Here is a 267-nt window from a genome sequence, read left to right as displayed (position 1 = left end):
CGTGCCCTCGACCTCGAAGTGGGTCGTGGTGAAGATCAACGACCGTGGCCCGTATCTCGCGGCCGCGTGATCGACCTGTCGTATGCGGCGGCGAAGATGCTCGGCCTGCAGCACGCGGGCACCGCCAAGGTGAACATCGAAGGCCTCTCGCGTCAGGAAGCGAAGGCCGCGCAGGCGGAAATGCTGGCCGCCAACTCGAACTCGGGCAGCGACCGCTGATCGGCTGAGCGGATCGTCCGCTGATTCGACCGTGTTGGCGCGTGGCGC

The 267-nt window shown here is 67.0% G+C and carries 1 pseudogene; it reads left to right on the top strand.

Going from position 1 to position 267, the window contains the following annotated elements:
• Positions 1-219: pseudogene (locus tag SB772_RS41705) on the top strand (RlpA-like double-psi beta-barrel domain-containing protein); the annotation flags it as partial.
• Positions 220-267: the final 48 nt, after the last annotated feature.

Origin of the sequence: Paraburkholderia sp. SIMBA_030 (assembly GCF_046535245.1) — a bacterium.
Taxonomy (GTDB): Bacteria; Pseudomonadota; Gammaproteobacteria; order Burkholderiales; family Burkholderiaceae; genus Paraburkholderia.
This window is presented reverse-complemented; position numbering and strand designations above follow the sequence as displayed.